Raw genomic sequence first — 26,623 nt, forward strand, 5'->3', positions numbered from 1 at the left:
TATCCTTAAATCGTGACACCGTCGAGTTCAGCCATCAGCGTTTGCATTTCCGCACCGCCCGCCATCATGTCGAGTACTTCATCCTTGGAAACGGTTTCCTTGGTGTAAGTGCCCAGCGACTTGCCCCGGTTCAGGAGCGTGAACGAGTCGCCCACGGGATAGGCATGGTGCACATTGTGGGTAATAAAGATCACGGACAAGCCCCGTTCGCGCGCCTTGTAGATCAGTTTCAGCACATTGAACGACTGCTTCACGCCCAGCGCGGCCGTCGGCTCGTCGAGGATCAGCACGCGCGCGCCGAAGTGGATGGCGCGGGCAATCGCCAGGCATTGCCGCTCGCCGCCCGACATGGTGCCCACGGCCTGGTGCGGGTCGCGCACCATGATGCCCATCTCGGCCAGCTTGTCGCGCGCCGTGGTGGCGGCGTACTCCATATCCATCACGGGCAGCACGCCGAACATTTTCCTGATCGGTTCGCGGCCCATGAAGAAATTGCGCGCGACCGACAGCAATGGCACCAGCGCCAGGTCCTGGTAGACGGTCGCCACGCCCAGGTCGAGCGCCTCTTTCGGCGAATTGAAGCTGACGCTCTTGCCATCGACCAGGTAGTCGCCGCTGGTAGGCCGGTGCACGCCGGCCAGCGTCTTGATCAGGGTCGACTTGCCGGCGCCGTTGTCGCCCAGCAGGCAATGCACTTCGCCCGGTTTCAAGCGCAGGGTGACGTTTTGCAGGGCGATGACGGAGCCGAAACGTTTGCTGATGTTTTCCAGCGCAAGGATGTATTCGCTCATGGCTTATCTCGCTTCCGTGACACGGGCACGGACAAAGTTGTTGAACAGTACCGCGATCAGCAGCATGACGCCGAGGAAGACGCGGAACCAGTCGGAATTGATATTGGTATAAGTAATGCCGATCTGCACCACGCCGAAGATCAGCGCGCCGAAGCAGGCGCCGACGACGGAACCGTAGCCGCCCGTCAGCAAGGCGCCGCCGATGACGGCCGCGATGATGGCTTCGAACTCCTTCTGCATGCCGCGGTCGGCGGCAGCCGAACCCACGTCAAATACTTGCAATGTGGCAAACAAACAGGCGCAGAAGGCCGTGAAGACGAACAGCGATACCTTGATGGTTTTCACAGGCACGCCCACGTTCTTGGCCGCGTTGGCGTCGCCGCCGACGGCGAAGATCCAGTTGCCGATGCGGGTGCGGGCCAGGACGAAGCCGGACACCAGCGCCAGGCCGGCCCACCAGACGATGACTTTCGGTATGCCCTTGACCAGCGGCGCGCCGTTGTCGAGCGCCGTGATCCAGCCCGCCTTGGCCATCCAGGCGAACAGCGAGGTGCCCACTTCGCCATGGAACAGGGTCAGGGCCAGCCAGTCGTCGGCGGCCAGCGCGCCGATGCCGCTGACGATGGTGCGGTTGGCAAACATGATGGACAGGGCCAGGGTCAGGCCGCGCAGGATGAACAGGAAGGCCAGGGTGACGATAAACGAAGGCAGGCGCGTCTTGATGACCAGGTAGCCGTTGAGCCAGCCCAGTGCCATCGAACCGGCAAAGGCGAACAGGATGGCGGCCCACACGGGCCAGTGGAAGTAGACGGAAGGGATGGCGATCATCATGCCGGCAAAGCCGATCATGGAACCGATCGACAGGTCGAATTCACCGGCGATCATCAATACGCAGGCGCCGATGGCGATGATGCCCAGGTAGGCGGCCACTTGCGCCCAGTTGATCACGCCGTCGAGGTTGAACATGCCAGAGTCGCCGGCCGTCAGGATGAAGAAGGCGAACACCAGGATGGCGCCCGAGATCGAGGCGAATTCCGGACGGCTGAACAGCCGCTTGAGCCAGCTGACCTGCCCCACGCGCTCATCGGCGCCCTGCTTTTGCGGCGGCGTGCCCGAGGCGGCCATGCCGCCCTGTTCCACGCTTAATTTCACGGTACTCATGCTATGTCTCCCTTGTTTATAGCAACCTGCCAGCCTCGACAACAATTCCAGGGCGGCAGGACCCGCGCGCCGGCAAGCATGGCCTGCGCGCGGGGACAACGACTAAGGTATTGATTGAATTAAAAAGCGGGGGCTTAACGGAACTGGCCGGCGTATTTCTCCACCTTGCCGATATTGTCCTTGGTGACATACCCAGGACCGGAACCGATATGGCGCGGGCCATACGATGGAGCCAGGCCATACTCGGCCAGGCGCGCCTTGAACTTGGCGTTATTGATCAGCTTTTCGCGTACCTTGGCCAGGTCCGTGGTCTTGTCCTGCTTCATGATGGCCAGCACGGCAACGGGAATATAGCCTTGCAGGTAGGGTTGCTGGTCGATGGCGAACTGGATGCTGCCATCCTTGATGCCTTTCGAGATTTCATCGGACAGGTCGAACGTGGCGAACCACATCTTGCCCTTCAAGCCCATTTTTTCCAGCGCCTTCAGCGAAGCGTGGGCCGAGGTGGGACCCAGCGCCAGCACGGCCTGGGTTTTCGGGTTGTTGCGCAGGTAGGCGCTCAGCTTGCTTTCGATGGTGGTCGGATCTTCGCCCGCATCCAGGGTGGCGGCCTTGAAATCGACGCCGATGGCTTCGGCAAAGCCGCGGCAACGCTCGAACGACGACGGGTTCGTCGCGTAGTGGTTGACGCAGACGAAGGATTTGATGCCGGCCGCCTTGGCTTTTTCGCCGGCGCCCTTGCCTGCCTCATATTCAGGCTGGCCCACGTGCATCACGGCGCCCAGCTGCTCGCTTTGCGCCAGGGTGCCTGAATTAATCGTCACAAACGGGATCTTCTTGGCGGCAACGAGGCCCAGCGGTTTTTGCAGCACGCTGAAGTCGGCAATGCTGACGATCACGCCGTCGTAGTTGCGGGCGGCCGATTGCTCGACCAGGCGCGCCATGTCGGCCAGGTCGCCATTCGGCGGATTGCGGTAGTCGACGGTGACATTGAAGTCTTCGCCTGCTTGCTTGACGGAATTTTTGATCGTATTCCACCAGGAATCGGAATCAGGCGCATGGCTGATCAACACGAATTTCTCGCCCGCCGCGTGGCTGGCGCTCATGCCCAGACCCAGTCCCAGGCCGAGGCCCAGCATGGCCAGGCTCTTCAGAAATCCCTTACGCTTATTGCTTTGCATGAATGTCTCCTTGAAGGATTAATTTTTATAGTTGCCAGCTTTTGTCGCGTGTCAACGGGGAACCGGGAAACCGGCAAGACCCGATGCACTGTGCACAGCTTAGGCCACAAAAAAGACAAATGCAATAAAATTTTCAAAATAAATTAAAATAGAAAATCATTTCTATTTTTCTGATTCGCTCCTATAATTCTCGTCAGAACCAGCCGCAGCAATGACGCGGCCCAGCAAGCACACAGAGGAAAAAACCATGGCAGCCACCGCCCCCATCGAACAGTTGATGCAGCACATTGCCGCCGAGTACGACAATCTGTCGCGCCAGCTGAAAGTCATCGCCCAATACATTGAAAAGCACCGGGCCAGCCTGATGCTTGAGCGCATCAGCGACATCGCTGCCGCTTGCGACGTGCAACCGTCCGCCATCGTGCGCTTCGCGCAGCGCTTCGGCTATACGGGCTTTTCCGAAATGCAGGACGTGTTCCGCCAGGCTTATACGGACCAGGCCGGCGCCACGCCCGACTACCAGCAGCGCATCCGCAAGCTCATTTCCACGCGCGATGCCGCCCTCAGCGCAGGCGACCTGACGCGCGAATTCGTCGGCGCCAGCCGCGCCGGCCTCGACGACCTGGCTGCCGGCCTCGACGACGCGCAGCTGGAAGCGGCCGTCAACCTGCTGTTGAAAGCGGAAAACATCTATGTAATCGGCGTGCGCCGGTCCTTTCCGATCGCCTCCTACATCGCCTACGCACTGGAACACACGGACAAGCGCGTGCACCTGATTAGCGGACTGGGCGGCATGCACCGCGAACAGATGCGCAGCGTGCGCGAACGCGATGTGGCGATCGCCATCAGTTTCTCGCCTTACGGCAAGGAAACCCAGCAGTGCATCAAGGCGGCGCAAGACAAGGGCGCCAAGGTCCTGGTGATTACCGACAGCAAGCTGGCCCCGCTCGCGCGGGCCGCCGACGCGCTGTTGACCGTCACCGAGGGCAGCGCCTTCGCCTTCCGCTCGCTGACCAGCACCATCTGCCTGTGCCAGGCGCTGTTCATCGCGCTGGCATACAAATTAGAGCTCGACATCGAAGAAATCCACACCCCAGGAGAACATGATGATTGAAGTAGCGTTGTTCGGCGCCGGACGCATCGGCAAAATCCACGCAGCCAACCTGGCTGCCCAACCCGGCGTACAGTTCAAGTACGTGGTCGACGTCAACCAGGAAGCGGCCGCCGCGCTGGCCGGCCTGCATGGCGGCAGCAGCGCCTCCGTGGAAGCGGCGCTGGCCGACCCGGCCATCAAGGCCGTCGTCATCGCCTCCAGCACGGACACGCACGCGGACCTGATCCTGCGCTCGGCCGCCGCCGGCAAGGCCATCTTTTGCGAAAAACCCGTCGACCTGACCCTCGACCGGGCACGCGCCTGCGCCGCCGCCGTCAAGGAAGCCAGGGTCATGTGCATGCTGGGTTTCCAGCGCCGCTACGACCCCACTTTCAATGCCGTCAAACAACGCATCGAAGCGGGCGAAATCGGCACGCCGGAGCTGCTGGTGGTTACCAGCCGCGATCCGGGCCCGCCACCGGTCAGCTACATCAAGGTCTCGGGCGGCATCTTCAAGGATATGCTGATCCACGATTTCGACATCTTCCGCTGGATACTCGACGATGAAGCCGTCAGCGTGCACGCCACCGGCAGCTGCCTGGTCGACCCGGCCATCGGCGAGGCGGGCGACCTGGACACGGCCGTCGTCACCATCCGCACGGCCAAAGGACGCTTGTGCCAGATCAATGCCTCGCGCCGCGCAGCCTACGGCTACGACCAGCGCTTCGAAGTGCTGGGCAGCGCCGGCATGCTGCAGGCGGGCAACCACAAGCCGACAGAAGTGACGGCCTATGGTTCTGTGAACGTCAGCGTGGACAAGCCGGAAGACTTCTTCCTGGAACGCTACCGCGTGGCCTACGCACAGGAAATGGCGCATTTCTTTGACGCCCTCAGCCACGGCACGCCGCTGCGCACCACCGTCCATGATGGTTTGAAGGCCTTGGAACTGGCGGAAGCGGCCACCCTGTCGTGGCGCGAACAACGCGTGGTCACTTTATAAACCAATAATAAAAATACTTGGAGACACCATGTCATCCCCAACATTAAGAGTCGGCATCGTCGGCCTGGGCCGGCTGGGCCAGCGCCATGCCATCAACCTGGCGCAGCGCGTGCCAAACGCCGAAGTGGTGGCCGCCTGCAGCCCCGTGCAAGCCGAACTGGACTGGGCTGCCAGCACGCTCGGCATCGCCACCGGCTATGCCGATTACGAGGCCCTGCTGGCCCACCCGGGCCTGGACGCCGTCTTTCTCGTCACCCCCACCTCGCTGCATGCAGACCAGATCATCGCCGCCCTGCGCGCCGGCAAGCACGTATTTTGCGAAAAACCGCTGTCGCTGGACCTGGCCGACTGCCTGAAGGTGGAAGCGGAAGCGGCGCGCCACCCGCAACTGACCGTCATGATCGGCTTCGTGCGCCGCTTCGATGCCAGCTACCATGATGCGCAGCAAAAGATCGCCCAAGGTTTCATCGGCAAGCCGTATCTGGTGCGTTCGCAAACCTGCGACCAGAACGACCCCAGCGGCGCCTTCATGCGCTTCGCCCCCACCAGCGGCGGCATCTTCCTCGATTGCAGCGTGCACGATATCGACCTGGCGCGCTGGCTGCTGGGCAACCCCGTGCCCAGGCGCGTGTATGCGAGCGGCACGAATGCCATCCACACGGGTTTGCAGGCGTTCGGCGACGTCGACAACGGCTTGGCAACGGTCGAGTTCAGCGATGGCAGCATGGCCAGCTTCATGGCGTCGCGCACCATGGCGCATGGCCATGAAACCCTGACGGAAGTGTTCGGCACGGGTGGCCGCCTGGCCGTGGGTAGCAATCCGCGCCTGAACCGCGTGGAAATCTCGGATGCGCACGGCGTGCGCAATGAATGCACGCCGGACTTCTATGCCCGCTTCGCCGACGCTTTCCTGATCGAGGCGCAGGAGTTTACGGATGCGGCACTGGGCCGGCGCACTCTGTCATTGACCTTGCACGACGCGACGGAAGCGACGCGCATCGGCCTGGCCATGACGCAAGCGATGCGCGAGGCGCGGCCCGTGGAATTCTAGGCGTTTGCAAACAGCTCAGGCAGCCGGCGCAGGAAACGGCTGCCTGGGTTCCACGGCCAAGCGCAAACCCATGGCATCGCGGATGGCCGTCAGCGTGCTCAACGATGGATTGCCATCTTGCCGCCAAAGCGCGTGACACAGGTACCGAATGCCCGGATCACTGATGTATATCAAGATGCGATTCCTCAATTACTGCAAAGAAATGATGTGGCGAGTACATGCCTCACGCGCGTGTCATTGCGCTATACAATAAGCGCCTGCCCAACCGCGAAAAACCCTGCCGCCATGACGAATAACGACAGCAACTCCCCTTCCCTTGCCGACGTGGCCGAGCGTTACGTCAAACTGGTCCTGGCCATGGGCCAGCACGACGCTTCCTATGTAGATGCCTATTACGGCCCGCCCGAGTGGCAGGCGGCAGCGGTAGAACAACAACGGGATTTGAGCGGCATCAAGGCTGCTGCGAATGAAGCGCTGGCCCTGCTGGCTGACGAGCACTGCCTGCGCGCCGTCAACCTGCGCAAGCAATTGCAAGCCGTGCTGGCCAAGGTGGACATGCTGCAAGGAGTACGCCTGGATTTCGATACGGAAAGCGCGCGCCTGTACGATGCCGTTTCGCCCCACCACAGCCGCGCAAACTACGAAGAATTGGTGACGCAGATTGACGCCCTGCTGCCAGGCGAGGGCACGGTCAGCGAGCGCGTGAACGCCTTGCGCGCGCAACTCGTCATTCCCGCCGACAAGCTGCGCGCCGTCATGGAGGCGGCCATCCGCGCGGGCCGCGAACGCACCCTGCAGTACATCGCGCTGCCCGAAGGCGAAGATTTTGTACTGGAATTCGTCACCGACAAGCCATGGAGCGGCTACAACTGGTACAAGGGCAATTACCAGAGCGTGATCCAGATCAATACGGACTTGCCCGTGTATATCGATCGCGCCGTTGACCTCGGTTGCCACGAAGCGTATCCGGGTCACCACGTCTACAATGTGCTGTTAGAGCGCGACCTGGTGCGCGGCAAGGGCTGGATGGAATACTGCATTTATCCGCTGTATTCGCCACAATCCTTGATCGCCGAAGGCACGGCCAATTACGGCATCGAACTGAGTTTTACGGATGAAGAGCGGCTGGAGTTCGAACAGCAGGTGCTGTACCCGCTGGCCGGCCTCGATCCGGCGCTGGCGCCCCGCTATGCGCAACTCAATGCGCTGCTGGCCAAGCTCGGCTACGCCGACAACGACATCGCGCGCCAGTACCTCGAAGGCAGCCTGAGCCGGGAAGAAGCGCTGGAATGGCTGGTCAACGTGCGCCTGTACCCGGCCGAAAAATCCGCGCAGCGCCTGCAGTTCTACGATGCCATGGGCGCCTATGTCATCAACTACAACCTGGGCCAGGACATGGCCAAAGCCTATGTCGAGCGCCAAGGCACGACGCGCGAACAGCACTGGGCCGCGTTCCGCGACTTGATGTCCTCGCCGCGCGTGCCCAGCGCGCTGCTGGCCGCGCCTCGCTGACCACTGCGCTGACCACTGTTTATTGGGCAGGCAGGCGGATGGTTGCTTCCAGGCCGCCGTCGCGGTGGTTGGCCAGGGTCAGCTCGCCCCCGTGGGCCTGGACGATGCTGCGCGCGATGCCCAGCCCCAGTCCCATGCCATGCGCGTTTTGCTCGCGGCCATGTTCCAGGCGCACGTATGGCTGGAACAGGCTGGCGAACGCCTCTTCGTCCACGCCGGGGCCGTCATCGCGGATGCGGATAACCACGTGCCCCCCTTCGCGACACGCCGACAGGTGGGCCGTCTTACCGTAAAACAAGGCATTGTCGAGCAAGTTGCCGATGGCGCGCTTCAGCGCCAGCGGCTTGGCCTTCACGCTCAAGTCCGTCTCCACGTAATGCACATCGTGGCCGGCCAGCTGGGTGCCGCGCACCATGCGCTGCAGCAAGGCGTCGAGCCGGAGCTCGGTGGCATTTTCATGGATGTCGCTATCCTTCACGCATTGCAGCGCACCCTTCACCATCATGTCCAGCTCATCCAGATCGTCGTGGAATTCGTTACGCTGCACATCGTCGTCGAGCAATTCCGTGCGCAGTTTCAGGCGGGTGATAGGCGTGCGCAAGTCGTGCGAAATCGATACGAACAGCCGTTCGCGGTCTTCCAAGTAGCGCTGGATGCGTTCGCGCATGCCGCTGAAGGCGCGCGCCGTCTGCACAAACTCGCGGCTGCCCGTCTGCGGCAAGGGCGGCGGCGTCTCGCCGCGGCCAAATGCTTCGGCCGCGTCGGACAGGGCCGCTAGCGGCCGCGTGGTCCAACGCACGACGAGGATGGACAGCAGCAGCACGGCCGCCAGCGACAACGCTTGCAGCAGCACCCGGTCCAAGGTCCACGGATTACTGCTTTGCAAGAAATACGGATTCGGCATCAGTGCCGCCAGGTACAGCCAGTTGCCCGGTTCCAGCTCGGCCTGGATGACGAGCACGGGCGCGGGATTCGGTTTCAGCAGCAAGATATGCTGGACCCAGTTTTCCGGCAGTTCGCCGATACGCGCGCCGCTGTCGGCCACCACCAGGTCGGTCGGCCAGGCAAAGCCCACGCGGTAGCCGGCCAGCTGCGGCAAGTCGTCCTTCAGCGCCGCGCCTACCGTGGCCACCACCGTGTCGGCCAGCGCGTGCGGTGCAATCTCGTGGATGGCCAGCGGCCCCTGGTTGACGTTGACAAAGAAGCGCGTGCCGCCCATCTCGCGAAATTGCTGGATCAGGATGGGCCGATAATTGGCCGGCAAGCTGAGAAAAAAACGGATGGTGCTGGCGGCGCTGCGGGCCAGGTGCTGCGAAGCCATGCGCGCCTCCACCGCCGAATCGCGGCGCAGCTGCGTGGCCCAGATCAGGTTGCCCACCAGTTGCGTGGCCAGCACGCCGGCCACCATCACCACGGACAGGCGGCCCAGCAGCGATGGCGGCAGCAGGCGCCCGAGCAGCCGGCGCACGCCCCGCTCAGGCATGCGCACTGCTCACGTCGGCCGAGAACACATAACCGGCGCCGCGCACCGTCTTGATCAGCATAGGCTGCTTGCCGTCGTCCTTCAGGCGCAGGCGCAGCCGGCTCACCTGCACATCGAGCGAGCGGTCGAGCGGCCCCGCGTCGCGCCCCCGCGTCTGTTCGCACAGCACGCTGCGGTCGAGGATATCGCCCGGATGCTCGACAAAGTAGCGCAGCAGCTGGAAATCGAGGCCCGTCAGTTGCAGCGCTTCGCCGTCCGCATCCGTCACCGTGCGTTCCAGCGTATCGAGGGTGAAACCGACGAAACGGTAATAACGGGGCGGGGCGGCCGCGTCGATGCCCGTGCGGCGGTGGATGGCCTTGATGCGCGCCAGCAATTCGCGCGGACTGTAGGGCTTGGCGATGTAGTCGTCGGCCCCCAGTTCCAGCCCCACCACGCGGTCCGTCTCGTCGGAACTGGCCGTCAGCATGATGATGGGCACGTTCGAGCGGGCGCGCACCACCTTGCACAGGGCAAAACCATCCGTGTCGGGCAGCATCACGTCGAGGATCACCAGCGACAGGCTGTCGACGTGGCGGTGGAATTCGGCCAGGAAGGTGGCGCCATCGTGCGCCAAGCCCACCTCGTACTGGTTCTTTTCCAAGTATGCCTTCAGCAGCATGCGGGTCTTTTGATCGTCGTCAACGATCAGGATTTTGCGCGACATGGTCTCATCCTTTTTTATTCAGCGCCTGCAACATAATGCCGATGCGGCGCTGGGCCTCGGCCGCGCTGATCGTCTCGTCCAGAAAATAGCGGTGTACCTCGGCGATGATGGCATCCTTGCTGGTTTCATCGGTGGCCATGCGGTGCACGAGGCTCGGTGCCTGAAAGGCGGCGCCACGCGCGAATGCCTGCGCCGAGGCGCGCGCGCAGCTGTCCAGGCGCGACAGGTCGACCTGGCGCAAGGCGGGAATCGAACCCTTCACCTGGCTGTACTCGAGCTGCACGGGCGGCGAAGCCACCACCTGCGCCAGCTTTTCCTGCGCGCCCTGGTGCGTGTAGTCGGAAGCAAACATGGCCAGGGTATCGATACTGTACAGGTGGTAATCGCCCGTGTCGGGCGCGGCGGTGCAGCCGAACACTTCGTCCGTGGCGCGGCCCCAGGCGTTCAGCTCGCCTTTCGCCCAGTCGCCCATGATGTACATGGCCGCCTCGCCATCGCCCACCTGGCGCGCCATCTCGGGCCAGCCCTGTTCGCGCAGCGGCGTGCCCATCCATTGCTTCAACGACCTCAGCCGTTGCAAGGCGTGCCGCAGGCGGGGATCGGCATACGCCTCGGCCTTCTTCTCGACAAACAGGGCGCGGTAATACGCGGGGCCCGATTCGGCCAGCACCAGCGTTTCAAACAGGGTGGCCACTTGCCACGCTTCGCTGCTTTGCGCCAGCGGCGTGATGCCGGCCTGGCGCAGCTTGCCGGCCACGCGCTCGAAGTCGTTCCAGCTGCGCGGCACGGCCAGGCCCAGGCGCTGGAAGATCTTGCGGTTGTAAAACAGGGTATTGATGCGGTGGATGCCGGCAGGCACGCCCATCGTATGGCCGCGGTTTTGCAGCAAGCCCCACACGGTGGGATACATGGTCGCGCGCCAGTTATTGCTGGCGGCGACGCTGTCGAGCTGCAGCAGCAGGCCCAGGTCGCTCCACTCGCCCAGGGTATAGCCGATCAGCTGCATGACTTCCGGCGAATTGCCGGCCAGCACGCGGCTCTTCAAGACCTTGCCCGCGCCGACCCCGGCACCGCCCGCGATACCCACGTCGCGCCACTCGAGGCCTTCCTGCGCCAGGCGGGCCACCAGCACGTCGGCGGCGCGGCGCTCGCCGGCGGAAGTCCACCAATGCAGCACTTGCAGCGCTTCGGCCCGCGCTGGCACGCTGCTACACATGAGGGCAAGCAGCGCCAGCGCCGCCACGCCGCGACGGCGGGCGGCCCCGGCATGGCGGTCGGCAGTGCTGCGCGCTGGCGTCTTCAATCCTGTCCCCTTTTTCTTGTCGCGACAAACTATAGCCCAACTACAAAACAGCATGTTGGTAATTAAGTACCTTGATTTGTAAAGAAATGTGAGCTTTTGTTGCCCTATCTTGCGCGGCCGGTAAACCGCCCTGGCCGCCTGACGCCCGGCGCGGCGCGCGGCGGTAGCAAACGACGGTAAGGAAAGGTAAGAAAGCGCGCCTGCACATTTCAACATTCTCCTTTTTAATCAACAACATAATCGATACAGGCCAGCGCAACGCCTAGCGCTGGCGTCACATTTTCCAGGGTGCTACTGTCCGCCAACTGCAGCGTAACAGGCAGCCAAACAAGACCAACACCAACAAGGAGACGACATGCAACTGCATGCAAAAAGCGGCATGGCCGCGCGCAACACATTGCTGGCACTGCTGCTGGCCAGCGGCTCGGCACAAGCTGGCACGCTCACCATCGAAAGCTGGCGCGTGGACGACAAGACCCTATGGGAAACGGTGCTCATCCCCGCCTTCCAGAAAAAGCATCCTGGCATCGAGATCAAGTTCTCGCCCACCGCCCCCACCGAATATGATTCCACCCTGAACGCGCGCCTGAGCGGCGGCACGGCCGGCGACTTGCTGGCTTGCCGCCCGTTCGACGTCTCGCTGGCCCTCTACAAGCGGGGCCAGCTGGAAAAGCTCGACGGCAAGGCCGGCATGGACAACTTCCCCGCCTCGGCCAAGGTGGCATGGCAAACGGACGATGGCAAGGATACCTTCTGCATGCCAATCGCTTCCGTCATGCATGGTTTCCTGTACAACAAAAAAATCTTCCGCGAACTGAAACTGCAGCCGCCCGCCACGGAAGAGGAATTCTTCAAGGTGCTGGAAACGGTCAAGAAGAGCGGCAAATATGCGCCGCTGGCGCTGGGCACGGCCGACCAGTGGGAAGCGAACCAGGTGATCTTCACCAGCATCGGCGCCAATTACTGGAAGGGCGAGGATGGACGCAAGGCGTTGATCGCAGGCAAGGCCAAATTTACCGACCCGCAATTCGTCGCCGCGTGGGAATATGAAGCGCGCCTGGGCAGCTATCTGTCCAAGGGCGCCAGCGCGCAAACCTATGGCGACAGCCAGAACCAGTTTGCACTGGGCAAGGCCGCCATCTACCCGTCCGGCTCCTGGGACATCGCCTACTTCAAGCAAGATCCGGAACTGGAGCTGGGCGCCTTCAACCCGCCCGTGCGCAAGGCGGGCGACAAGTGCTATATCTCGGACCACACGGACATCGGCATGAGCGTCAACAAGAAGTCGAAGAACAAGGAAGACGCCTACAAATTCCTCGCCTGGCTCGGTTCGCAGGAATTCGCCGACATCTACACCAACAAGGTGACGGGTTTCTTCTCGCTGTCGAACCATTTGATCTCCATCAAGGACCCGGTGGCCAAGCAGATGAACGGCTGGCGCGCCAGTTGCGCCTCGACCATCCGCCTGAACGCGCAAATCCTCAACCGTGGCGAACCGAGCATGGAAAACGAACTGTGGAACGTCAACGCCCAGGTCTTGAATGGCAAGCTGGCGCCGAAAGACGCGGCGCGCCAGATCCAGTCCGGCTTTGCCAAGTGGTACAAGCCGCAGCAGTAATCAAACCCGTTATCCTCCCCCCGCCACCGGCCTGAGCAGTGCGATGCAGCGGCCCGGTGGCGCGGTTTTGCCGGCGGCCCCGCCGCCGGTGCTTTTCTTCGTCTGGAGTTTCGCCGTGAAAAAAGCTTTCCCGTGGCACGTGCTCGTGTTCCTGGCCCCGGCGCTGGTCATTTACTCGCTGTTCAGCGCCCTGCCCCTGGCCGACACCCTGCGCCTCGGCCTGTATACGACCGATGAGAGCGGCCAGCATCATTTTGCGGGCCTGGCCAACTACGCCACCATCCTGTTCGACCCGCAATGGTCGCAAAGTTTCTGGAATGCGATGTGGAACAACTGCAAGTTTTTCCTCATCCACATGCTGCTGCAAAACCCCATCGGCTTGCTGCTGGCCACCCTCTTCAGCCTCAAGGGCTTAAAAGGCGAACGCAGCTACCGCACCCTGATCTTCCTGCCCACCCTGCTTTCAGTGGTCATCATCGGCTTCATCTGGCAACTGATTTTGTCGCCGCTGTGGGGCGTAGGCCAGTCGCTGATGGATGGCGTCGGTATCGGTAGCTACTTTGCGCCGTGGCTGGGCCAGGAATCGACGGCCCTGCTGACCATCGCCCTCATTTCAGTTTGGCAATATATCGGCATCCCCATGATGCTGATCTATGCGGCCCTGCTGGCCGTACCCGAGGAAATCATCGAGGCGGCCCACGCGGAAGGGGCCAGCGCCATGCGCATCTTCTGGCAAATCAAGCTGCCGCTGATCTGGCCCACCCTGGGGCTGGTGACCATCCTTACCTTCGTCGCCAATTTCAATGCCTTCGACCTCGTGTATTCCGTGAAAGGCGCGCTGGCGGGGCCGAATTACGCCACAGACATCCTCGGCACCTTCTTTTACCGCACCTTCTTCGGTTACCAGGCCCAGCTAGGCAGCCCCACCATGGGCGCCGCCGTGGCCACCATGATGTTCCTCGTCATCCTGATGGGCGTGGGCGTGTATTTCTTTTTCGTGCAGCGCAAGCTGACACGCTACGAACTGTAGGGGCCGCCATGCGCAACGTTTCCACCCGCCCCCTGGGCCGCGCCGCCGTGCATGCGATCCTGGCCAGCTACGCCATCATCGCCCTGTTCCCCATCGTCTTGATCCTGATCAACTCGGTCAAGACGCGGGTCGCCATCTTCGACAATCCGCTGGCCCTGCCCACTCCCACCACCTTTTCCCTCGTGGGCTTTCACAAGGTGCTGGCCAATTCGGACTTCCTGCTGTATTTCGGCAACAGCCTATTCGTTACCTTGCTATCACTGCTGCTGATCGTGCTGTTCGGCGCCATGGCAGCCTGGGCCTTGTCTGAATACACGTTTACGGGCAACCGCCTGCTGACCCTGTACCTGGCGCTGGGCATCATGATTCCCATCCGCCTCGGCACGGTGTCCATCCTGGAACTGGTGGTGCGACTCGACCTGATCAACACCTTGACGGCGCTGGTGCTGGTGTACACGGCGCAGGGCCTGCCGCTGGCCGTGATGATTTTGTCCGAATTCGTGCGCCAGGTGCCGCGCGAACTGAAGGATGCGGCGCGCTGCGATGGCGTGGGCGAATTCGCCATCTTCTTCCAGGTGATCCTGCCGCTGATCCGCCCCGCCATCGCCACGGTGGCCGTGTTCACCATGATTCCCGCCTGGAACGACCTATGGTTCCCGCTGATCCTGGCGCCGTCGGACCGTACCAAGACCGTCACCCTGGGCGTGCAGCAATTCATCGGCCAATACGTGACGGACTGGAACTCCGTGCTGGCGGCGCTGTCGCTGGCCGTCATTCCCGTACTCGTCATGTACGTCATTTTTTCTCGTCAACTGATCCGCGGCCTGACGTCCGGCGCGGTCAAATAATAGGTGCGCCATGGCCCATGTAAGCCTGCAACAACTGACCAAATCCTACGACGGCCACCACAATGTGCTGGCCGGCATCGACCTCGACATCCGCGACGGTGAATTCGTCGTGCTGGTTGGCCCTTCCGGCTGCGGCAAATCAACCTTGCTGCGCATGCTGTGCGGCCTGGAGAATATTTCGCAAGGCACTCTGTGCATCGGCGGCAAGGTTGTCAACGACCTGCCGCCGGCCGAACGGGGCATCGCCATGGTCTTCCAGAGCTATGCGCTGTATCCGCACATGAGCGTATTTCGCAACATGGCCTTCGGCCTGAAGATCGCTGGCGCCAGCAAGGACGCCATCGCCCAACGCGTGCGCCACGCTGCCGCCATCCTGAAGATCGACCACTTGCTGGAACGGCTGCCGCGCGAACTGTCGGGCGGCCAGCGCCAGCGCGTGGCCATCGGCCGCGCCATCGTGCGCGAACCGCAGTTGTTCCTGTTCGACGAGCCGCTGTCGAACCTGGACGCGGCCCTGCGCGTGCAGACGCGGCTGGAAATTGCCAAGCTACATCGCCAGCTGAACGCCACCATCGTCTACGTCACGCACGACCAGGTCGAGGCGATGACCTTGGGCGACAAGATCGTCGTCATGCATGGCGGCCATATCCAGCAGGCGGGCACGCCTTTGGAACTGTACCAGCAGCCGGCCAACCGCTTCGTGGCCGGCTTCATCGGCGCGCCCATGATGAATTTCTTCGAGGGCAAAGTCCTTGCAGCACAGGAAGATGGCGTGCGCGTGGCGCTGGCCAGCGGCCAGGAAATCACTGCCCTCGTCGATCCGGCCGGCCTGCGGACGAGCGACGCCATCACAGTAGGCTTGCGCGCCGAGCACATCCTGGAAAACCGTGATGGCAGCGCCCAGTTCCAGGGCGTCGTCAGCCTGGTGGAACACCTGGGCGAAGCCAATTTCATTTACCTGACCCTGGACAACGGTCAGGAATTGGTCATCCGCGGCGACGGCAACAACCGCGTGCCGCTGGGCCAGCCATTCACGGTCTCGGCCGCCAGCAGCGCCTTCCATTTGTTCGACGCGCAAGGCGTGGCGCGCACACGGCGCCAGCCAGGCAACCTGATTTCATCGAAACAGATATTGGCCGCCTGAGCCTTCCCGCACAGGCCGCCACCCCGATTGGATCGGCAGCGATCCGGTACGACGTGCTCAAGCACGAATTTTTATAACGATAAGGAGATTCCATGCAACACCCGATCAAGACCTCGCTGGCCCTCGCCTGCACTGTACTGCTGGCCTGCGGCGCCGCCCACGCCAGCGATGCCGAAGGCGAATACCACGGCTACTTCCGCGCCGGCCTCGGCTCGAGCACGGACAGCCGCGGCCCGCAAAGCTGCTACGGCCTGGGCGGCAATACCATGCGCTACCGGCTCGGCAACGAATGCGACACCTACGGCGAATTCGAGTACCAGAAGGAAATGGCCAAATCGGCCAATGGCGTCAGCTTCGTCGGCCATATCATGGTGGCCGCTTACACGCCCAGCTCCGCCGTCAGCGATTCGGAACTGAGCATGTCTAAGATGTACGTGGAAGCGAAAAACATTGCCACCCTCAACGGCGGTACGGCCTGGATCGGCAAGCGCTACTACATGCGTCCCGACATCCACATGCTGGACTTGCAATATATCAATATGAACGGCACGGGCGGCGGCATCGACCAGTACAAGCTGGGACCGGGCCGCATCAGCTACGGCTTCTTCAAGGATAACGACAAGCCCGGCAACTCGGCCATCCGGCAAAACCTCGTCTACCAGGGCATCCCCGTCAACCAGGACGGCACGCTGGAAGTGCTGACCACCCTCATCACGCCCGACAAGAAGGACAGCACCTCGCACAGCGGCTGGCAGGCGACCGTGCTGCACAAGCAGGACAAGGTGTGGGGCGGCGCCAACACCTTCGGCATCCAGTATGGCGTGGGGCCGGGCACGGGTGCCGGCGGCCAGTGCTGCGACCGCATGGGCACCACGGGTTCGATCCGCAATGGCAACGACGTGACGCGCTTGCGCATCTTCAATTCGCTGTGGATACAGCCGACGCCGGAATGGAGCGCGGAAATGGTGGCCATCGTGCAGCGCGACAAGTCCAACGCCTCGGGCGGCAGCTCGACCTGGACCACCTTGGGCGTGCGTCCCGTGTATGCCGTCAACGACAACTTCAAGCTGCAGTTCGAGCTGGGCACGGACCGCGTGACGTCGCCCACGGGCGGCGCCGCGCAGCGCCTGACCAAGCTGACCTTCGCGCCCACCCTGACGGCGGGCAAAGGCTACTGGTCGCGCCCGGAGCTGCGCGCCTTTGTCACCTACGGCAAATGGAACGACGCCGCCACGGCTGCCGTCAACAAGGCAAATGAATCGGGGCCCGTGTACGGCAACGGCACCAGCGGCACCTCGTTCGGCCTGCAGGTGGAAACCTGGTTCTAAGGCCGGCAGCACGCCGTTGCCGGGCGGGGGCTCGCCGCGGCCATCAATCTGGATTGTCCGCCGCTGTCGGCAAAAATGGCCAACGCAAGGATAGGTTTTTTCATGTGCCATCAATAAGCGATGTTGCCGGCAGCGTAAACGACAACGGCCCGCTTGTCACCTCGACAAGCGGGCCGCTGCCACCAACATCAAACTTTATGCGATACGCTCGCCGTTGGCCGGATCAAACATGGCCGCTTTCGACAGGTTGAACGACAGTTGCATGGTCTGCCCCGGCAGCACCGCTTCGCGCGGGTGCGTGCGGCAGGTGACGGCGGCGCCGTTCAGGCGCGTCGTCAGCAGGGTATCCGGGCCGGTAGGCTCGACCAGGTCGATCAGACAGCCCAGTTCCTGGCCCACGTCGCCGTGCGCGCTGCTCATGTCCGTGATCTGCTCCGGACGCACGCCCAGGATCACGTCGCGGCCCGCATAGCTGCGCAGTTTCTCGGCGTCGAAAGGCAAGGCAAGGCGCATACTCTTGCCCGCGTTCTCGATGGCGACCAACACCTCGTTGCCTTCGATGACAGGCTTGACGGTGATGAAGTTCATCGATGGCGAGCCGATGAAGCCGGCCACGAACAGGTTGGCCGGGTTGTCGTAGATTTCCTGCGGCGTGCCCAGTTGCTGCACCACCCCATCCTTCATGACGGCGATCAGGTCGCCCATGGTCATCGCCTCGATCTGGTCATGCGTGACGTAGACGATGGTGGCCTTCAGGCGCTGGTGCAGCAGCTTGATCTCGGCGCGCATTTCCACGCGCAGCTTGGCGTCCAGGTTCGACAGCGGTTCGTCGAACAGGAACAGCGACGGCTTGCGCGAGATGGCGCGGCCCATGGCGACCCTCTGGCGCTGGCCACCCGACAGCTGCGCCGGACGGCGGTCCAGCAAATGCGTGATCTGCAGGGTTTCTGCCACGCGGGCAACGATTTCTTCCTGCTCCGCCTTCGGTACCTTTTTCACATTCAGGCCAAACGCGATATTCTCGCGCACCGTCATCGACGGGTACAGCGCGTAGGACTGGAACACCATGGCGATGTCGCGGTCCTTCGGCGGCAGGTCGTTGACGACCTTGCCATCGATGAGGATTTCGCCCGAGGTGACGCTTTCCAGGCCGGCCACCATATTGAGCAAGGTCGATTTGCCGGAGCCGGAGCCGCCGACGAGGATCAGGAACTGGCCATCCTTGATCTCGATGTCGATGCCCTTGAGGACTTCGACGCCATTCGTGTACACCTTGCGGATACCGCGTATCGATAAACTGGACATATTATTTCCTTAACCTTTGACTGCGCCTGCGGTCAGACCGCGCACAAAATAACGGCCTGCGACCAGATAGACCAGCAGGGTAGGCAGCGCGGCAATCACCGCGGCTGCCATGTTGACGTTGTATTCCTTCACGCCCGTGGACGTGTTGACCAGATTGTTCAAGCCCACCGTGATCGGCTGCGAATCGCCGCTGGCGAAGACGATGCCAAACAGGAAGTCGTTCCAGATCTGCGTGAATTGCCAGATGATGCAGACGACGAAAATCGGACCCGAAATCGGCAGCACGATCTTGCGGAAGATCAGGAAGAAGCCGGCGCCGTCGATGCGCGCCGCCTTGATCAATTCTTCCGGCACGCCGATGTAGTAGTTACGGAAGAACAGGGTCGTGAAGGCAGTGCCATACACCACGTGCACGAAGACCAGGCCGGTGGTGGTATTGGCCAGGCCGAATTCGCCCAGCAGGCGCGCCATCGGCAGGATCACTACCTGGAACGGAATGAAGCAGCCCACCAGCAAGGCGGCAAACAGCATTTCCGAACCACGAAAGCGCCAGTGCGCGAACACGTAGCCGTTGAAGGCGCCCAGGAAGGTCGAGATCAGCACGGCGGGAATCACCATCTTGATCGAGTTCCAGAAGAAGGGCTGCATGCCGTCGCAGGTCACGCCCGTGCAGGCCGAAGACCAGGCCTTGGACCAGGAATCGAATTGCCACACGTGCGGCAGGGCCAGCAGGTTGCCGCTGCGGATCTCGTCGAGCGACTTGAACGACGTCGACAGGGTCACGTACAGTGGCACGATGTAGTACACCGCGAATAGAATCAGCAGCAGGTATAACACCACCCGTCCCAGGGTGAGTTTGTTGTTGCGTGTAGGAGTGTGTGTCATCTCATCGCCTTTGCGCTGCGCGTTTCCAGGTACATCAGCGGCACGAGCACGGCCACGATGGTGGCCAGCATCATCATTGCCGATGCCGAGCCCAGGCCCAACTGGCCGCGGGTGAAGGAAAACTGGTACATGAAGATGGCCGGCACGGACGACGAGTTGCCAGGTCCGCCAGCCGTCAATGCGATGACCAGGTCGAAGCTCTTGATGGCGATATGCGCGAGGATCAGCAGCACGCTGAAGAACACGGGCCGCATGGCGGGAATCACGATGCGCCAGTAGATCGTCGGCAAGGACGCGCCATCGACTTGCGCCGCCTTGATGATTTCATCATCGATGCCGCGCAGGCCGGCCAGGAACAGGGCCATGACGAAGCCCGACGATTGCCACACGCCGGCGATGACCACCGTGTAGATGGCCATGTCGGAGTTCACCAGCCAGTCGAAGGTGAACGACGTCCAGCCCCAGTCGTGCATGACCTTTTCCAGGCCCAGGCTGGGATTGAGCATCCATTTCCAGGCCGTGCCGGTGACGATGAAGGACAACGCCATCGGGTACAGGTAAATGGCGCGCAGCGCGCCTTCGGCGCGGATTTTCTGGTCCAGCAGGATCGCCAGGAACAGGCCGATGGCGATGCTGCAACCGATGAACAGGACACCAAAGATGCCGAGGTTCTTGAGCGAGGTCCACCAGCGCTCATTGTCGAACAGTTCGACGTATTGCACCAGGCCGGCGAACTCGTAGTTCGGCATCAGCCGCGATTCGGTCAGCGACAGCCAACCGGTCAAAAAGATAAAACCATAGACGAACAGCAGACTGGCGATGAGCGTGGGGCCCAGCACCATCTGCGGTATCCATCGGTCGAATTGCTTGCGTATGGACATAGGAGAGCCGTAGAGAGAACTGCGTGTGGCCTGCGTTGGGCGGATGCCAGGGCGCAGGCCTGCGGTGCATGCGATGCAGCGAGCGCCGGCGGGGAAGCCGGCGCCGTCGTGATTACTTCACTTTTGCCGCTTTGGCCAAGGCAGCAACCGCGTCTTTCGAGCTCATGTTGGTGTTCATGAACTTGGCGATGACGTCAGTCACGGCGCCTTGCGTGGCCGATGCCAGCGCCATGCCGTGGGCGAACGATGGCACCAGGCCGCCGGTCTTATTGGTGGCGTCCATGTCTTCCATCGATTTCAGGGCGCAAGCGTCAAACTTGTCCTTGGAAACGCCGGAGCGCACGGGGATGGAACCCTTGTTCAAGTTGAAGATCGACTGGAACTTCGGATTCATGATGGCGTTGGCCAGGGCGATCTGCCCTTTCTTCGCATTCGCATCCTTTTGCGTGAACATGGCAAACGAATCGATGTTGAAGGTGTAAGCCTTGTCGGTGCCAGGAGCTGCCACGCACAGGTAATCCTTGCCCGGCACTTTGCCGGCGGCCGTGAATTCGCCCTTGGCCCAGTCGCCCATGAACTGGAAGCCGGCCTTGTTGTTGATGACCATGGCGGTGGCCAGATTCCAGTCGCGGCCGGCCGCGTCCTTGTCGATGTAGGTCTTCACCTTGCCCAGGGTGTCGAACACCTTGAGCATGGTCGGGCCGGTCAATTCCTTCTGGTCCAGCTTGAGGATGGCCTTCTTGTAGAACTCGGTGCCGCCCACGCCCAGTGCGACCGATTCAAACACGGTGGCGTCCTGCCATGGCTGGCCGCCGTGGGCAATCGCGATGCCGCCCGATTTCTTGATTTTCTCGGCCGCGTCGAAGAACGCATCCCAGGTGGTCGGGGTGGTGGCCACGCCGGCTTTTTTCAGCACTTCCGGATTGACCCACATCCAGTTGACGCGATGGACGTTGACGGGAGCGGCAACGTAGTGACCCTTGTACTTCATGATGTCGGCGACGACTTTCGGCAGCACGGCATCCCATTTGCCTGGAATGGCGGCATCATCGATATTTGCCAGCACGCCTTCCGCGCCCCACTCCTGGATCGATGGGCCCTTGATCTGGGCGGCCGTTGGCGGGTTGCCGGAAATGACGCGGGTTTTCAGTGCGGTCGCGGCGTTTTCGCCAGCGCCGCCAGCCACGGCGAAGTCTTTCCAGCCGAAGCCGCTTTCTTTCACGATTTGCTGCAGCTGGCCCACGGACTTCGCTTCGCCGCCGGAGGTCCAGTAGTGCAACACTTCCACGTCGGTCGCAAAGGCGCTGCCGGCAAATGCCAGGGTGGTCAGTGCGGCCAGTTGGGTAATCTTGAATTTCAGTTTCATCTCCACATTCCTTTTTTGATCAAGCTTTTAGGGGGCTTCGGCATACGGGGGCCGAAAAAGGTGATAGTGCGCCTGTACCGGCGCTCTTGTGCTCAGACCCGCTTGCAAACGGGCATCATCTTCAGTGAAAAGACGGCGCCGTGATCCATGACATGCTTACATTGTATTTATATCACGGGACGGCGCCAAAAACGCATCCGCGAAGGATGCGCCAGGTTGATCTAAACTTACAACGCCTGCAAACTTAGAACCAGGTCTCTACCTGGAAGCCGTAAGAGGTGCCGCTGGTATTGTTGTTGTAGATCGGGCCGCCGTTGTTCGACGCATTGACCGACGCGGTGGCCGCATCGTTCCATTTGCCGTACGTCACAAAAGCGCGCAGTTCAGGACGCGACCACAGGCCAGGACCGGCGGAGATCGTCGGTGCGATGGTCAGCTTGGTCAAACGCTTGGCCGGCAAGCCGCCCGCTTGCGTCACGCGATCCGTGCCCAGTTCGCCCACCAGCTTGAAGTTGTCGGTGAACGCGTACACGGGACGCACGCCAACCGAGGTCCAGGTCGAGGAACCATTTGCATTCGACTCGTCTTTTTGCCACAGGGCGACGAATTCCATGCCGAAGTTGGCCATCGGCTGGATCGCCATGTCATTGAAGATGCGCGTGCGCTTGCGGTCCGAACCGTAGCCGGTGTCGCCCGAGGCGCCGAACTGGCCGTTGCCCGCACCGCCGACACCAGGACCGACGCCGTACTGCACGCCGAAGGTGTTGCCGCCGCCGAAGACTTTCGCTTGACGGTGGAATGCCGACAGCTGCCAGCCGTTATTGCGCTTGCCCAGAATGGCATCATCCTTGCCTTCGCCGATGATGTAGGTCGCGGCCAGATCCAGCGTGCCATTGGTGTTGACAGGAATTTCACCGTAGATGAAGTTCTGGCGTACGGCAGATTTGGTGCCCAGGTAGGAACCCGGTACGCCGCTGCGCGTGCCTTTGTCGTCATCGCGCTGGGCGATATCGTTGTCCTTGAAGAAGGCATACGAGAATTTACCCGGGCCCGCAGGAATGCGGTCCAGGCCGGCGCCCGTGCCGTTCATATTGATGTACTGCAGATCCAGCATGTGGATGTCAGGACGGTAGTAGAAGCGTTTACCGATCCAGGCCGTGCCGCCGTTCAGGAAGTCGAGTCCCTGCGCTTCGACATAGGCCTTGACGATACCCAGCTTGTTGTCGCCGAAATCGGAATTCGGTGCGTAGGCGTTGACCCAGATGGTTGCCAGGTAGTTCACGCCGCCGGACTTGGCGACGGACTTGGTATAGCCGAATTCCGTGTAGGCGTCGCACTCATTGCCCAGACGGTATTTCATGGTATTGCCACCCAGGCCGAAGCAGCCTTGCGAACCGCCGCCGCCGGAGGTGTTGCTGCCGGCGCCGGCGCGCAGGTAGCCGTGGAAGCCTTCGGCATCACCTGGGTACATGGGGTCGGCGGCAGCGGAACCGCTGGCGATGGCTAAGACGATGGCAGCCGGCAGTGTTTTCAACACGGCCTTCAACATGGTGCGATGCAGCATGGTAAGTCTCCTCAGTAATTTATTTTTTATCTAGTCATTCGTGGCCGAATGTACTGGCCAGAATTCTTTCCAGCAGGGACATAGTAACTATACTACGAACAAATATCAACATATTGTGTTGTAATCCTACGACTACTCTGCGACACTTTATTTGCGTACTGATGTGCGAGTTGAAGCCCTGTATTTTTCCGCTGGCGCCACCGTTCCTGGCACTGCGGGCAAGCATTTGCGCAGACACCCCGCATTTTTCGGCACGTGGCACGTATACGAATTAAAATCCTTGGTTTTTGCCCATAACGACAGTGCGCCGCCACGACCGCGCACGCAAACGAGACTAAGCACCGCCATGAAAATTGATGAAAAAATGGAAATAGCAGGCAGCGATCCGGCGGAGCGTTTCAGTGAAGGGCCGCGCCTGCTGGCAGACATCGGCGGCACCAATGCCCGCTTCGTGCTGGAAACGCGCCAGGGCCACCTGGAAGCGGTGGCAGTTCTGCCCTGCGACGACTACGCCTCGCTGCTCGACGCCATCACCGCCTATATGGATAGCAGCGAGGCGCGCGCCGCCGGTTCGGCGCGCGTGCGCCATGCGGCCATCGCCATCGCCAATCCCATCGACGACGACAATATCCGCATGATGAACCATCACTGGTTCTTCTCGATCGAGGCGATGCGCGCCGCGCTGGGCCTCGACACCTTGCTGGTGGTGAACGACTTCACGGCGCTGGCCATGGCCCTGCCCTATCTGCGGCCCGACCAGCGCCTGCAGATCGGCGGTGGCATGGCGCGCGCCGACAGCGTCATCGGCCTGCTCGGTTCGGGCACGGGCCTGGGCGTGTCGGGCATGATCCCGGCGGAAGACCGCTGGATCGCACTGGGCAGCGAAGGGGGCCACGTCAGCTTCGCCCCCTGCGACCAGCGCGAGATGGACGTGCTGTCCTTCGCCTGGCGCGAGCTGTCGCACGTCTCGGCCGAGCGCCTCGCCTCCGGGCGCGGGCTGGAACTGATCTACCGCGCCCTGTCCGACCGGGCTGGCCGGCATGACGTGCCGCCACTGCTGGCAGCCGACATCACCAGCCGCGCCCTGAACAATGAATGCGATGTATGCCTGGAGGCGGTGGACTGCTTTTGCGCCATCCTCGGCTCCATCGCCGGCAACGTCGCCATGACCCTCGGTGCGCTGGGTGGCATCTATATAGGCGGCGGCATCGTGCCGCGCCTGGGCCCCCTGTTCGAACAGTCGCAATTCCGCGCCCGCTTCGAGCAAAAGGGCCGCCTGAACGAATACCTGGCGCAGATCCCCACCTTTTTGATCACGGCCGAACTGCCCACATTCCTGGGCATCGCCGCCATCCTGGCGCAAAAACTCAAGCGCGCCCATTCCGGCGCGCCCGTGCTCGAATCGGTGCGCCAGGCGCGCGGGCGCATGAGCCCCTCGGAATGCAAGGTGGCCGACTGGGTGCTGAAGGAGCCGAACGCCATGCTGACCCTGCCAATCGCCGAAATCGCCCAGCGGGTCGGCGTCAGCCAACCGACGGTGATGCGCTTTTGCCGCTCGATCGGGGTGCAGGGCCTGGCCGATTTCAAATTGAAGCTCGCTTCCGGCCTGACGGGCGGCGCCATCACGGTGGCCCACTGCCACGTGGAGATTTCGGACTCCGACGCCGAACTGGCGCGCAAGGTGCTGGGCAATAACGCCTCGGCCGCACTGGCACTGCGCGACATGCTCGACGTGAAGGCGCTGACGGCCGCCATCGAACTGCTGCGCGGCGCGCAGCGCGTGGAATTGCTGGCCGTGGGCAGCGCCCGCGTGGTGGCCGACGACATGCAGCACAAGCTGCTCAACCTGGGCATCGTCAGCAGCTTCTTTGCCGATCCGCAGGCGCAGGAAATGAGCGCCGCCATGCTCAAGCCGGGCGACGTGGCGCTGGTCATTTCCCGCTCGGGCGCCCTGCCCGACCTGCTGCGCACCGTCAAGGTGGCGCAAGGCTGCGGCGCGCGCGTGCTGGCCATTACAGCCAGCGGTTCGCCGCTGGCCAAGCTGGCCGACGTGCTGCTGACCTTGAACCACCCGGAAGGCAATCTCAATTTCGTGCCCATGATCGTGCGCCTGCTGCAGCTGATGATGCTCGATATCCTGTCGGTGGGACTGGCGCGGCGCGACACGGCGCAGCGCACCAGCGCCGCCGAGCTGGAAGAGGGTCAATTGCACGGCATGCGCATCAGCGGCAAGCTGAAATTCGGTGGCCACCTCGAATAAGGCGGCGCGCGCCGCCCTTGATACCGCCAGCGGCGCCACCGTGCATGACGTGGCGCGCGTGGCCGGCGTGTCGGCCATGACGGTATCGCGCGTGATCAACGGGCGCGCCAGCGTCAGCACGGCCACGCGCGACAAGGTCGAGGCGGCGATCGCCAGCCTGCGCTACCAGCCCAATCTGGCAGCCAGGGCGGCCCGCACGGGCACCCTGCGCATCGGCCTGTTATACAGCAACCCCAGCGCGGCCTTCCTCAGCGAATTCCTGGTTGGCGCCATGGACCAGTGCCGCCAGGGCGGCGGCCAGTTGCTGCTCGAGCGCTGCGAAGATCTGGATAGCCAGCGCGCCGGCATCGCCTGCCTGGTGGCGGCCGGCGTGGATGGCATCCTGGTGCCGCCGCCGCTGTGCGATTCACCGGAAGTGCTGGCGCAGCTGAATCAGATGGGCATCCCCGCCATCGCCGTGGCCACGGCGCGCCCCTCGCCCGATGTGTCGGCCGTGCGCATCGACGACTACGAAGGCGCGCTGGCCATGACGCGCCATCTGCTCGCGCTGGGCCACCGCGACATCGGCTTCATCGAAGGCGATCCGGCGCACACGCCCGCCCTGCTGCGCCGCCAGGCCTTCGAAGACGCCATGCGGGAAGCGGGCTTGCTGGTACCGCCGCACAGGGTGGCGCAAGGCTATTTCACGTATCGCTCGGGGCTGGACGCGGCGCGCCAGCTGCTGGCGCAACAACCGCCCCCCAGCGCCATCTTCGCCAGCAACGACGACATGGCTGCCGCCACCCTGGCCGTGGCGCACGGCATGGGCCTGCAAGTGCCGCAGGACGTGAGCGTGTGCGGCTTTGACGATACGCCCGTGGCCACCACCGTCTGGCCAGAGCTGACCACCATCCACCAGCCCATCGCCGACATGGCGCGCGCCGCCGTCAATCTCGTCATCGACGAAATACGCCAGCGCCGCGCGGGAGAACCCGCGCCCGCCACGCATCGCCTGATGGAATTTACCCTGGTCGAGCGGGCATCGTCGGGCAGGTATGCGCCGCCGGCGGCAAAAGGCCAACGCAGACCATGACGCTGCCAGAACGGGTGACGCCCTCCGCTCGCCTTGCCGGC

Annotated in this window: 22 protein-coding genes; 11 read left to right on the top strand and 11 right to left on the bottom strand. The window is 62.5% G+C overall.

The annotated features are described in order from the left end of the window. Nucleotides 1–5 precede the first annotated feature (5 nt). The 3 genes from ACQ4WP_RS20485 to ACQ4WP_RS20495 all read right to left on the bottom strand — a co-directional run bounded on the left by ACQ4WP_RS20485 (nucleotide 6) and on the right by ACQ4WP_RS20495 (nucleotide 3,091). Nucleotides 6–791 (bottom strand): ATP-binding cassette domain-containing protein, encoded by a 786-nt coding sequence (locus ACQ4WP_RS20485; protein WP_436523842.1) that lies wholly within the window; start codon nucleotides 789–791, stop codon nucleotides 6–8. 3 nt (nucleotides 792–794) lie between these two features. Next, the gene (locus tag ACQ4WP_RS20490) at nucleotides 795–1,916 is read right to left on the bottom strand and encodes an ABC transporter permease (protein WP_101484474.1); all 1,122 of its coding nucleotides are present in this window, start codon (nucleotides 1,914–1,916) and stop codon (nucleotides 795–797) included. A gap of 170 nt (nucleotides 1,917–2,086) precedes the next feature. Further along, entirely contained in the window at nucleotides 2,087–3,091 is a 1,005-nt protein-coding gene (locus tag ACQ4WP_RS20495) for a sugar ABC transporter substrate-binding protein (RefSeq protein WP_092802645.1), read from the bottom strand. 289 nt (nucleotides 3,092–3,380) lie between these two features. Here ACQ4WP_RS20495 and ACQ4WP_RS20500 point away from each other — a divergent pair, with 289 nt between their 5' ends. The 4 genes from ACQ4WP_RS20500 to ACQ4WP_RS20515 all read left to right on the top strand — a co-directional run bounded on the left by ACQ4WP_RS20500 (nucleotide 3,381) and on the right by ACQ4WP_RS20515 (nucleotide 7,789). After that, nucleotides 3,381–4,247, top strand: coding sequence for a MurR/RpiR family transcriptional regulator (locus ACQ4WP_RS20500; RefSeq protein ID WP_034757651.1), 867 nt, complete (start codon nucleotides 3,381–3,383; stop codon nucleotides 4,245–4,247). Continuing rightward, on the top strand, nucleotides 4,240–5,226 hold the full coding sequence (gene iolG, locus ACQ4WP_RS20505) for an inositol 2-dehydrogenase (protein ID WP_436523935.1): 987 nt from the start codon (nucleotides 4,240–4,242) through the stop codon (nucleotides 5,224–5,226). Before ACQ4WP_RS20500 ends, iolG begins: the two co-directional genes overlap by 8 nt. Before the next feature lie 28 nt (nucleotides 5,227–5,254). Next, nucleotides 5,255–6,277 (top strand): Gfo/Idh/MocA family oxidoreductase, encoded by a 1,023-nt coding sequence (locus ACQ4WP_RS20510; RefSeq protein WP_436523844.1) that lies wholly within the window; start codon nucleotides 5,255–5,257, stop codon nucleotides 6,275–6,277. A 285-nt stretch (nucleotides 6,278–6,562) separates the two neighbouring features. Continuing rightward, nucleotides 6,563–7,789 carry a hypothetical protein gene (locus tag ACQ4WP_RS20515; RefSeq protein ID WP_436523846.1) on the top strand — a complete coding sequence of 409 codons (1,227 nt, stop codon included), beginning with the start codon at nucleotides 6,563–6,565 and terminating at the stop codon, nucleotides 7,787–7,789. Nucleotides 7,790–7,808: 19 nt separating this feature from the next. Here the strand turns inward: ACQ4WP_RS20515 and ACQ4WP_RS20520 are convergent, their stop codons facing one another. The 3 genes from ACQ4WP_RS20520 to ACQ4WP_RS20530 are packed head-to-tail and all read right to left on the bottom strand — an operon-like array spanning nucleotide 7,809 to nucleotide 11,281. Continuing rightward, nucleotides 7,809–9,272, bottom strand: coding sequence for an ATP-binding protein (locus ACQ4WP_RS20520; RefSeq protein WP_436523848.1), 1,464 nt, complete (start codon nucleotides 9,270–9,272; stop codon nucleotides 7,809–7,811). Then, nucleotides 9,265–9,978, bottom strand: coding sequence for a response regulator (locus tag ACQ4WP_RS20525; RefSeq protein WP_436523850.1), 714 nt, complete (start codon nucleotides 9,976–9,978; stop codon nucleotides 9,265–9,267). Before ACQ4WP_RS20525 ends, ACQ4WP_RS20520 begins: the two co-directional genes overlap by 8 nt. Nucleotides 9,979–9,982: 4 nt before the next feature. Further along, on the bottom strand, nucleotides 9,983–11,281 hold the full coding sequence (locus ACQ4WP_RS20530; protein WP_436523852.1) for an ABC transporter substrate-binding protein: 1,299 nt from the start codon (nucleotides 11,279–11,281) through the stop codon (nucleotides 9,983–9,985). 355 nt (nucleotides 11,282–11,636) lie between these two features. Here ACQ4WP_RS20530 and ACQ4WP_RS20535 point away from each other — a divergent pair, with 355 nt between their 5' ends. From ACQ4WP_RS20535 to ACQ4WP_RS20555, 5 genes are all read left to right on the top strand, one after another. Beyond that, nucleotides 11,637–12,899, top strand: coding sequence for an ABC transporter substrate-binding protein (locus tag ACQ4WP_RS20535; protein ID WP_436523854.1), 1,263 nt, complete (start codon nucleotides 11,637–11,639; stop codon nucleotides 12,897–12,899). Nucleotides 12,900–13,014: 115 nt separating this feature from the next. Further along, nucleotides 13,015–13,929, top strand: a complete 915-nt coding sequence (locus tag ACQ4WP_RS20540; RefSeq protein WP_436523856.1) for a carbohydrate ABC transporter permease — start codon at nucleotides 13,015–13,017, stop codon at nucleotides 13,927–13,929. A gap of 8 nt (nucleotides 13,930–13,937) precedes the next feature. Further along, nucleotides 13,938–14,777, top strand: coding sequence for a carbohydrate ABC transporter permease (locus tag ACQ4WP_RS20545; RefSeq protein WP_436523858.1), 840 nt, complete (start codon nucleotides 13,938–13,940; stop codon nucleotides 14,775–14,777). 10 nt (nucleotides 14,778–14,787) lie between these two features. Continuing rightward, a complete protein-coding gene (locus ACQ4WP_RS20550) occupies nucleotides 14,788–15,921 on the top strand; it encodes an ABC transporter ATP-binding protein (RefSeq protein ID WP_436523860.1) in 1,134 nt (377 codons plus the stop codon). 92 nt (nucleotides 15,922–16,013) lie between these two features. Further along, entirely contained in the window at nucleotides 16,014–17,249 is a 1,236-nt protein-coding gene (locus tag ACQ4WP_RS20555) for a maltoporin (protein WP_436523862.1), read from the top strand. 195 nt (nucleotides 17,250–17,444) lie between these two features. Here ACQ4WP_RS20555 and ACQ4WP_RS20560 read toward each other — a convergent pair whose 3' ends face one another. From ACQ4WP_RS20560 to ACQ4WP_RS20580, 5 genes are all read right to left on the bottom strand, one after another. Beyond that, nucleotides 17,445–18,554 (bottom strand): ABC transporter ATP-binding protein, encoded by a 1,110-nt coding sequence (locus ACQ4WP_RS20560; RefSeq protein ID WP_436523864.1) that lies wholly within the window; start codon nucleotides 18,552–18,554, stop codon nucleotides 17,445–17,447. Nucleotides 18,555–18,563: 9 nt separating this feature from the next. Then, entirely contained in the window at nucleotides 18,564–19,439 is an 876-nt protein-coding gene (locus tag ACQ4WP_RS20565) for a carbohydrate ABC transporter permease (RefSeq protein ID WP_071077886.1), read from the bottom strand. Continuing rightward, nucleotides 19,436–20,320 carry a carbohydrate ABC transporter permease gene (locus tag ACQ4WP_RS20570; protein WP_071077887.1) on the bottom strand — a complete coding sequence of 295 codons (885 nt, stop codon included), beginning with the start codon at nucleotides 20,318–20,320 and terminating at the stop codon, nucleotides 19,436–19,438. The genes ACQ4WP_RS20565 and ACQ4WP_RS20570 overlap by 4 nt, the downstream gene beginning before the upstream one ends. 112 nt (nucleotides 20,321–20,432) lie before the next feature. Beyond that, nucleotides 20,433–21,686, bottom strand: a complete 1,254-nt coding sequence (locus ACQ4WP_RS20575) for an ABC transporter substrate-binding protein (RefSeq protein WP_077402988.1) — start codon at nucleotides 21,684–21,686, stop codon at nucleotides 20,433–20,435. Between the two features lie 244 nt (nucleotides 21,687–21,930). After that, the gene (locus tag ACQ4WP_RS20580; RefSeq protein ID WP_436523867.1) at nucleotides 21,931–23,250 is read right to left on the bottom strand and encodes a maltoporin; all 1,320 of its coding nucleotides are present in this window, start codon (nucleotides 23,248–23,250) and stop codon (nucleotides 21,931–21,933) included. A 346-nt stretch (nucleotides 23,251–23,596) separates the two neighbouring features. On the opposite strand from ACQ4WP_RS20580, the gene ACQ4WP_RS20585 reads away from it, so the two are divergent. Beyond that, nucleotides 23,597–25,510, top strand: coding sequence for a glucokinase (locus ACQ4WP_RS20585; protein WP_436523869.1), 1,914 nt, complete (start codon nucleotides 23,597–23,599; stop codon nucleotides 25,508–25,510). Further along, nucleotides 25,494–26,582: a LacI family DNA-binding transcriptional regulator gene (locus ACQ4WP_RS20590; protein WP_436523871.1), complete on the top strand. Its 1,089-nt coding sequence runs from the start codon at nucleotides 25,494–25,496 to the stop codon at nucleotides 26,580–26,582. Before ACQ4WP_RS20585 ends, ACQ4WP_RS20590 begins: the two co-directional genes overlap by 17 nt. Nucleotides 26,583–26,623 lie beyond the last annotated feature (41 nt).

This window comes from Janthinobacterium lyxosi (genome assembly GCF_051380665.1).
Classification (GTDB): Bacteria; Pseudomonadota; Gammaproteobacteria; order Burkholderiales; family Burkholderiaceae_D; genus Janthinobacterium.